Source organism: Streptomyces sp. NPDC006265 (genome assembly GCF_040613555.1).
In the GTDB taxonomy this organism is placed as follows: domain Bacteria; phylum Actinomycetota; class Actinomycetes; order Streptomycetales; family Streptomycetaceae; genus Streptomyces.
Map to the genome: position 1 here is coordinate 1 of NZ_JBEXSH010000979.1, position 3,134 is coordinate 3,134.

Consider the following 3,134-nt stretch of genomic DNA (forward strand, 5'->3'; position numbering starts at 1 on the left):
GCCGGCTGCGTTTCATGACTCCCCGCCCCATACCCATCTTTGCCATCTATTAGGCTCCGCAGGTCAAGACGGTGGAGTAGGTCTGCCCACGGCGGGTGGCGAAGTCGTCCACACCCAGCACACGCGGCGTGCTGAGCTGCGGGTCAGGCAACGCCATGACCCTACGCAGCAGGGTCATCCGTCCCACGGGGAAACCCAGTTGGGCGGTCAGCCGGGCGCCGGCCCGTCCGGCGAGTGCGAGCCCGACACGCTCCAGGACGCGGCCCAGCCGTGTGGTGAAGCGCGCGTACGGGGCGGTCAACTGAGCGAACGGCTCGGCGAACGTACGACGCGGGCAGTCGTCCGTGCTGCAGATGAAGCGCCGGACCGTCAGATGGATCACGTCGCTCTGTTCAGCGAGCGGTAGATCCTTCAGTCTGCGCTGGTAGGAGTCGTGCACTCGGTCCGAGGAGCGGCCGCAGTCCGGACATGCTGCCCCGGCTGCCCGGCCTCTGGCTGTGACGTCGACCGTGCCGAAGGCAGCGGTCACCGCTTCGACCTCCACGCCGTCGATTCCGTCGAACACGAGCGAGTCCCAGAACATTGCGTCGGCCTGCATGACCAGCACCGTCACCGCTCGTTGCGGTCACCGGAGAGGGCCCAGCACAGACCTGACGGAGCGTCACTCTCTGCTGCAAGGCGGGAAGGCGTACGCGGTCTCGCGCGAATCCGGGCTCTTACAATCGAACGCCGCAGTGACACTCCGCGACCGCACCCCAAGATCTGTGCCAGAGCCCGGAAGACATGAACAAAGCCACCTGGTGACGCGCCGGCGCCATCAGGCAGGGCCGCCAGGCACAGAGCAGGTGGAACCTAGACGTCTCCCGGGGTCATGTCGTCACGAAGTCGCAGGTAGCGCACGGGATGCCGGAAGGTACCCAGGTCCACGGCGGTATCGGCGTCGATCTCGGCTACGAGGTCGGGTACGACCGGATGGAAGACCAGCGGCTCGGTGGTGCCCCATCCGGCGGGGAAGCGCCGACCGTACCAGGGGTGCTCCGGCCCGGCAGGACGCAGGACGGCGCCCAGCTCGGTGGCCGCGGGCCGGGACAGTGGGGTGGAACGGCCGATCAGCCGGAGCCGGCCCGCCGGGTCGAGCCGGCCGAACAAGAGACTCCGCGGCGCGTGAACGGCTCCGGTGACCGCACCGATGATTGCCTCCGCCGTCGTACGCGTCCTCAGCTTCAGCCACCCTCGCTCCCCAGGCCGGTACCGGGACCCGGAATCCTTGATCATCAAGCCTTCGACGCCCGCAGCTCCCCATGCCGGGTCCAGCCACGTGCGGGCCGTCGCGGCATCGGCAGTCTGCGGGCACAGCGCCCAGGGCGCCGCGAGAGCGAGGGACGCGAACAGGTTCTCCAGCTCGCCCCTGCGCTGGTGCAGGGGCTGGTCCATGAGGACGGTGCCGGTGACCTCGAGCACATCAAAGGTGATCAGGTGGGCGGGCTGCTCCCGGCCGGCGCGCTCGGCCCTGGCACCGCGGAACCGGGCCCGGTGCTGCAGTGCTGTGAAGTCCAGCCTGTTGTCATGCAAGACCACCAGCTCGGCGTCGACGACCGCCTCCACGCCGAGCGCGGCCGCGGCCCGGACGATCTCCGGGAAGGCCGGGCCAAGATCGGCGCCGCGCCGGGACTGGAGGTACGGCTTGGGGCCGGTGAACACGAGGACGCGGAACCCGTCCGCCTTCTGCTCGAACAGCACCGGCCGTGCCCCGGGCGACGGCAGAGCGGTCACGGAGCGGGCCAGCATCGGCTCGACCGGCGGTGAGAGGTGCACCCTCCACTCCTACGCCTTCCGCGCCCCACCCGCCCGCACGCCGCGCGGCTCACCAGCAGCAACCGCACTCGGGCGGGAGGTGCTCGGTGGCTGGCCCCGGCCTGCGGCTGACGAACGACGGCCGTTGCCGCCCACCCTGGGCCGGGGCCGGGGCGCCCCGGGCTCAGATCACAGCAGTCGCTGGCCTGTCAGATCCCGCATCTAGGCTGCTGGTGCAGAGATCGATCAAGGAGCAGGGCAGTGCGAATAGAGCGTCACCACGTGGGCGGGGCAGCCGTGTCGGCAGCGCGCGAGGACTTCACGAACCGGATCGGGGGCCAGGTGCGGTCCATGTCGAGGGCCGGCCGGATCACCACCTATGAATGGCAGTCGATCGCAGACGAGTTCCGCGACTACCTGGGCGCCCTCTCCGTCGAGACACCAGACCTCGACGCCCCGGAGGCCGAGGCGGCCCTCAAGGACGCCTCGGAGGCCGCGGCCGGCGCGGTCGCCTACGCCGCCTACCACCCGCACTGCAGCTTCCAGGTCTTCCTCAACTACGTGAACTTCGGCATGAGTTACGACCCGGGTGACGACTCCCCCGAGGAGAGCGTCACGGCCGGGGAGTGGACCGACGCCCTCAGCCTGACGGTCCTCACAGGCACGGCGAAGACGCACGGCGAGGCGTTCCACTTCGCCCGCGAGAAGTTCGCCGTGCAGGCGAAGGGCACGCCCGCCGGCGAGCTCGCCACCGGATTGATGGCCCCGGACGGCGGCGCCCACCCAGGTTCCGGCGCCCCGGCCGCTGCGCAGATACCCCTCGGCCGTCAGCTGCTCGTACGCCTCCGTGACGAGCCCGCGCGAGACCCCCAGGCCCGCCGCGAGGTCCCGGCTCGACGGCAGCCGGGTGCCCGGCGCGAGCCGGCCCGAGCGGACCGCCTCGCGCAGCGCCGCCTGCAGGGAACGGCCACGCGTGCGTGCCGGAGCCGAGGCGGCGGGGAGCAGCAGCTCCCAGGCGGCGGACGCCGCACCGTCGCCCGGGTCCCGCTGCACTGGTCTCATGAGGGGAGACCTTAGAGGGTTCTCATGAGGGGAGACCCTGGGAGGTTCGCTGGCCTCGGGGCGGGTCAGCGGCTGCCGTCGAGGACCACCCGGGCCACCAGCGCCGGGTCGTCGTTCATCGGGACGTGGCCGCAGCCGGGCAGCCGCACCAGCCGGGCCCGGGGGATCACGCCCTTGGCGCGCACGCCCTGGCGGGGGATGAGCAGCCGGTCCCGGCTGCCCCACGCCAGGGTGTCCGGCGTGCCCACGATGTCGTCGGTGATCTGCACGGTCCGGCC

General features: G+C 71.3%; 3 protein-coding genes and 1 pseudogene. All 4 read right to left on the reverse strand.

All coding sequences use genetic code 11. The features are described from left to right. Positions 1 to 49: 49 nt before the first annotated feature. Positions 50 to 598: a transposase family protein gene (locus ABZ281_RS43805; RefSeq protein ID WP_356663777.1), complete on the reverse strand. Its 549-nt coding sequence runs from the start codon at positions 596 to 598 to the stop codon at positions 50 to 52. 254 nt (positions 599 to 852) lie between these two features. Then, on the reverse strand, positions 853 to 1,815 hold the full coding sequence (locus tag ABZ281_RS43810; RefSeq protein WP_356663779.1) for an ATP-dependent DNA ligase: 963 nt from the start codon (positions 1,813 to 1,815) through the stop codon (positions 853 to 855). Between the two features lie 744 nt (positions 1,816 to 2,559). Beyond that, positions 2,560 to 2,856 (reverse strand): annotated as a pseudogene (locus ABZ281_RS43815) (winged helix-turn-helix domain-containing protein); the annotation flags it as partial. 65 nt (positions 2,857 to 2,921) lie between these two features. Then, positions 2,922 to 3,134 (reverse strand): alpha/beta hydrolase (locus ABZ281_RS43820; protein ID WP_356663781.1); only part of this gene is annotated, 213 nt, incomplete at its 5' end.

Bases quoted from the DNA above. Each gene is read 5' to 3' on its own strand.
- ABZ281_RS43805 (WP_356663777.1), bottom strand. From the start codon at position 598: ATGCAGGCCGACGCAATGTTCTGGGACTCGCTCGTGTTCGACGGAATC.